The following is a 4240-nucleotide window of genomic DNA, read 5'->3' as shown; positions in this document are numbered from 1 at the left end:
CGGCGGGGTTGGGCGAGGTCGGCCGGGTGGGCGGGGCGGGGCCGTAGGCTCGCACCATGGCATCCGGCGCGCCTCCCGTCTGACTCGCACGCTTCGACGACGTCGACGCCCTCGTCGAGCTGCGGGCGCTCATGTTCGCCGACATGGACGGCGCCCGCGCCGAGCACCTGCGCGAGGCCACGACCGCGTGGGTCGAGGCCGCACTGGCCGATCCCGAGTGCCGGATCGTCGTCGTCGAGGTCGACGGCGAGGTCGTGTCCTGTGCGATGGCCCGCCTGGAGCACGGCGCACCCGCCCCGTCGTGTCCGAGCGGGACGAGCGCGGTCATCTTCAATGTCGTGACGCGGCGCCATGCCCGCGGCCTCGGCCATGCCCGGCGCTGCTTGGAGGCGCTACTGAAGTGGGCCGGCCAGCACGCGGACCGGGCCGACCTCCAGGCATCGGACCAGGGGGCCTCCCTCTACGCCTCCCTGGGATTCGCCCCAGCGGCCTACCACTCGATGCGCAGGCCCCTGGGGCCAGTAGCCTGAACGACGACTCCCCTCCCCCGGCCCCCGCAAGATCGACCCGCTGGGCCTGGTACGCGCCCGGCCGGGCCCGGCGCACTCCCAGCGGCCACCGGCCGCGCCCGGCTCGGGGCGCTCCTCCCGGGTGACCCAATGCACCCGGGAGGTCCTCATGCACACCGATGTTCTCCTCGTCGAGGACGAGACCGAGATGGCCGACGCCGTCGCCGACTACCTCACGGCCTTCGGACTGACCTGCCGGCACGTCTCCACGGCCGAGGACGGTCTGGCGGTGCTCGCCCAGGACACGGTCGGCGTCGTCGTCCTGGACGTCAACCTCCCTGGCATGAATGGTTTCGCCTTCTGCCGCGACCTGCGCGCCCGCTGCACCACCCCCGGCACCGGCGGCGGGCTCCACGGCGGAGCCGACGGCGCGGTCGCCCCCGAGCCGGAGCCCGCGCCCGGGACAGGCCCCGGGACCAACCCCGCACCGGCGACCGGTCCCGGGGCCAGCCGGCCCGGCGGGCGGCTCCCGCGATGAGACAGCTGGCCCGCCGACTGCTGGCGCTGCTGGTGATCGCCTGCGCGGGGCTCGCCCTCGTGTGGCACCTAGCTCTGCGCGAGCCGGCGCGGCCCGACGCCGTCGCCCTCAACGACGCCGTCGAGGTGGTCACCCAGACGTGGCCGGCGACCTCCTCCGCGGACCTGAGGTCCCTGGGCGCGCCGGCGGCTCTCGTGGGGCCCGACGGCGCCGTGCTCGCCTCGACCGGTGGATCCCATCCGGCCCCGACAACGGCGGTGCAGGCCGCCCGGGACGGTTGGCTCGCCGCGCCGGTGGTCGCCGGGGCCTCGATCGTCGCCACCGTCTACCTCCGCGACGACGCCGCAGAGCGCCAGGCGGCTGCCGCCCGGAGGCTGGCGTGGTGCGCCACCGGCGTCGTCGCCGTCCTGACGGCTGGAGCGGCCGCGCTCATGACACGGACCCATCGGCGCCTCGTGGTGCCCTTCGACAGGCTGAGGTCCTTCGCCTCCCGGGTGGCCGGCGGGGATCTGGAGGCGCCGCTGTCGATGGACCGTGACCATGTGTTCGGAGCGTGGACGGAGAGCTTCGACCTCATGCGCACCGAGCTGGCCCGGGCGCGGAGCCGGCAGGAGACCGCCGAACGCTCCAAGCGCGAGCTCGTCGCGCAGATCGGCCACGACATCCGCACGCCCGTCGCCTCGATCTCCGCGACCGCCGAGGTGCTGCGCGCCATGGAGCACTCCCCGGAGGTGAGGACGCGCCTCGGCGTCATCGAGGCCAAGACATGCCGTCCGAAAAACACCCAGCACTCCACCCCCGAGGACCGGCCGGCTCGGGTTCACAGGAAGCGCATATGCGGGGCCTACGGCCGCCACACGCAGGCGGGCCACGGTTATGCCATGACCAGCAAGCACCAGGCCGCTCCCGGGGCGGCCGAGCGACCCGCCAAGAAGAAGCACACCCGCCGCAACCTCCTCCTGGGAGGGGCGGCCGTCCTGGGCCTGACCGCCACCGGCACGAGCGCCTGGGCCCTCAACCGCTTCGTCATCGACCACACCGAGATCTCCGACGTCGCCGCCTATGAGGCCGCCAACTCCTCGGTGCAGTCCACCGCCCAGGCCACCGCCGCGGCAGCCACCGACGTCCAGATCGGCGACAACTCCTACTCCTCGTCGAACACGACCATCGCGATCGAGCAGATCTCGACCGGCTCGGGCTCGGACACGGTCACCTACTTCACCGCCGACATCACCGTGGCCGATGCGACGACGGTCCGCTCGGCCTTCGCCAGCAACGAGTACGGTACCAACATCACGGCCAAGCCCAGCCAGATCGCCTCCGAGCATGACGCCGTGTTCGCCATCAACGGCGACTACTACGGCTTCCGCACCGACGGCATCCTCATCCGCAACGGCGTCATCTACCGCGACTCCGGGGTGCGCGACGGCATTGTCTTCTACACCGACGGGCGCGTCGAGGTCTACGACGAGACCACCACGGATGCCCAGACCCTCCTGGACGCCGGGGCCTGGAACACCTGCTCCTTCGGGCCGGCGCTCGTCCAGGGGGGCGAGATCCTCTCGGGCATCGACGACGTCGAGGTCGACACCAACGTCGGCAACCACTCGATCCAGGGCGAGCAGCCCCGCACCGCGGTGGGCGTCATCGACACCAACCACTACATGTTCGTCGTCGTCGACGGCCGCGAGGAGGGGTACTCCCGCGGGGTCACGATGACCGAGCTCGCGCAGATCATGAAGGACCTGGGTTGCCAGGCCGCCTACAACCTCGACGGCGGCGGCTCCTCGGCCATGTACTTCAACGGCTCGATCATCAACCAGCCCTCCAACGGCGGCGAGCGCGCCACCTCCGACATCTTCTACATCGCCAACGGAGCCTGACATGTCCGTCTCGACCCGACCCAGCACCGGCCCTCGCCCGACGCGTCGCCGCCTCGCCGGCCAGGGCATGACGCGCCACCGCCGACCGCTCGCCTCCGGACCCACACCCCGACGCACTGCGCCCCCCATGACCGGGGCGTTCCGGGCGGTCGAGACCCCCGCCCCGCCGGTCGAGCTCGTCGTGCTCGTGCCCGCCTACCGGCCCGACATGCGCCTGGCCGCGCTGGTGGCCGACCTCGGGCTCCGGCTGCCCGGCTGCCAGGTCCTCGTCGTCGACGACGGCTCGGGCCCGCAGTTCGGAGCCGTCTTCGCCGCCGCCCGCGCCCAGGGAGCCGAGGTCCTCGCCCACCCGGTCAACGCCGGCAAGGGGCAGGCGCTGCGCACCGGCATCGCCCGCGCCGCCCAGGCCTGGCCCGCGGCCGACGTCGTGTGCGCCGACGCCGACGGCCAGCACACGCCGGCCGACATCGCCGCCGTCGCCGCCCGGGTGCGGGCCACCGGCCGCATGACCCTGGGCGTGCGCATGTTCACCGGCCAGGTGCCCCTGCGCAGCCGGGTCGGCAACGACGTGACCGCCCTGCTGTTCCGTGGCGCCACCGGGTGGAGGCTGCGCGACACGCAGACCGGGCTGCGCGGCTACCCGGCCGGCCACCTCGACTGGCTTCTCGAGGTCCGCGGGGACCGCTACGAGTACGAGTTGAGCACCCTCCTGCGCGCCCATGAGCTCGGCCTGGGGGTCGAGGAGGTCGAGATCGCCACGATCTACGAGCCCGGCAACACCTCCTCCCACTTCCGCCCCCTGGTCGACTCCGCGCGGATCTACGCCCCGCTGCTGCGCTTCGTCGGGGCGAGCCTGGCGAGCTTCGCGATCGACTGGCTGGCGGTCATGGTGCTGTTCGCCCTGACGGGCAACCTCCTGGTCAGCGTCGTGGGGGCCCGCCTGACCAGCGGGACCTGCAACTTCTTCCTCAACCGCCGGGTCTTCCACGCCGCCCCCGGGACGGTGCGCCTGACCGCCGTGCGCTACATCGCGCTGGCGCTGACCCTGCTGGCGGCCAGCTACGTGGCGCTGTGGACGCTGACGGGCCTGGGCATCCCCCTGGGCATCGCCAAGGTCATCGGCGACGCCTCCATCTACGTGGCCAGCTACCTCGCCCAGCGGCGGATCGTCTTCCGCGAGCGGGCCTGAGCCCGCCCCGGGCCTGCGGCCGACGACGCCGGGCGGCACCCGGACGGGTCACGGCGAGCCCGGCCACCCGCAGTGGGGTGGCCGGGCTCGCCGCCACGTGTCGGGGCCTTGGGGCACCGGC

General features: G+C 73.3%; 3 protein-coding genes and 2 pseudogenes. All 5 read left to right on the top strand.

Annotated features, from left to right (window positions below; translation table 11 throughout):
* The first annotated feature begins 143 nt into the window (after positions 1 to 143).
* The 5 genes and pseudogenes from Q4C85_RS11655 to Q4C85_RS11640 all read left to right on the top strand — a co-directional run bounded on the left by Q4C85_RS11655 (position 144) and on the right by Q4C85_RS11640 (position 4119).
* A complete protein-coding gene (locus tag Q4C85_RS11655; RefSeq protein ID WP_303142293.1) occupies positions 144 to 530 on the top strand; it encodes a GNAT family N-acetyltransferase in 387 nt (128 codons plus the stop codon).
* Between the two features lie 148 nt (positions 531 to 678).
* Entirely contained in the window at positions 679 to 1047 is a 369-nt protein-coding gene (locus tag Q4C85_RS11650; protein WP_303142290.1) for a response regulator transcription factor, read from the top strand.
* Positions 1044 to 1799: pseudogene (locus Q4C85_RS11850) on the top strand (histidine kinase dimerization/phospho-acceptor domain-containing protein); the annotation flags it as partial. The gene Q4C85_RS11650 and the pseudogene Q4C85_RS11850, both read left to right, overlap by 4 nt.
* 177 nt (positions 1800 to 1976) lie before the next feature.
* Positions 1977 to 2930, top strand: a pseudogene (locus Q4C85_RS11645) (phosphodiester glycosidase family protein); the annotation flags it as partial.
* 127 nt (positions 2931 to 3057) lie between these two features.
* Positions 3058 to 4119, top strand: coding sequence for a bifunctional glycosyltransferase family 2/GtrA family protein (locus Q4C85_RS11640; RefSeq protein WP_303142288.1), 1062 nt, complete (start codon positions 3058 to 3060; stop codon positions 4117 to 4119).
* The last annotated feature ends 121 nt before the right edge of the window (positions 4120 to 4240 follow it).

The sequence above is a fragment of the Actinomyces sp. genome (assembly GCF_030524025.1).
Lineage (GTDB): Bacteria > Actinomycetota > Actinomycetes > Actinomycetales > Actinomycetaceae > Actinomyces.
The sequence above is the reverse complement of the archived record's forward strand: the minus strand, read 5'-3'. Positions and strand labels throughout refer to the sequence as shown.

Coding starts and splice junctions, on each gene's coding strand:
- Q4C85_RS11650 (WP_303142290.1), top strand. CDS start 679: ATGCACACCGATGTTCTCCTCGTCGAGGACGAGACCGAGATGGCCGAC.
- Q4C85_RS11640 (WP_303142288.1), top strand. CDS start 3,058: ATGACCGGGGCGTTCCGGGCGGTCGAGACCCCCGCCCCGCCGGTCGAG.
- Q4C85_RS11655 (WP_303142293.1), top strand. CDS start 144: ATGGACGGCGCCCGCGCCGAGCACCTGCGCGAGGCCACGACCGCGTGG.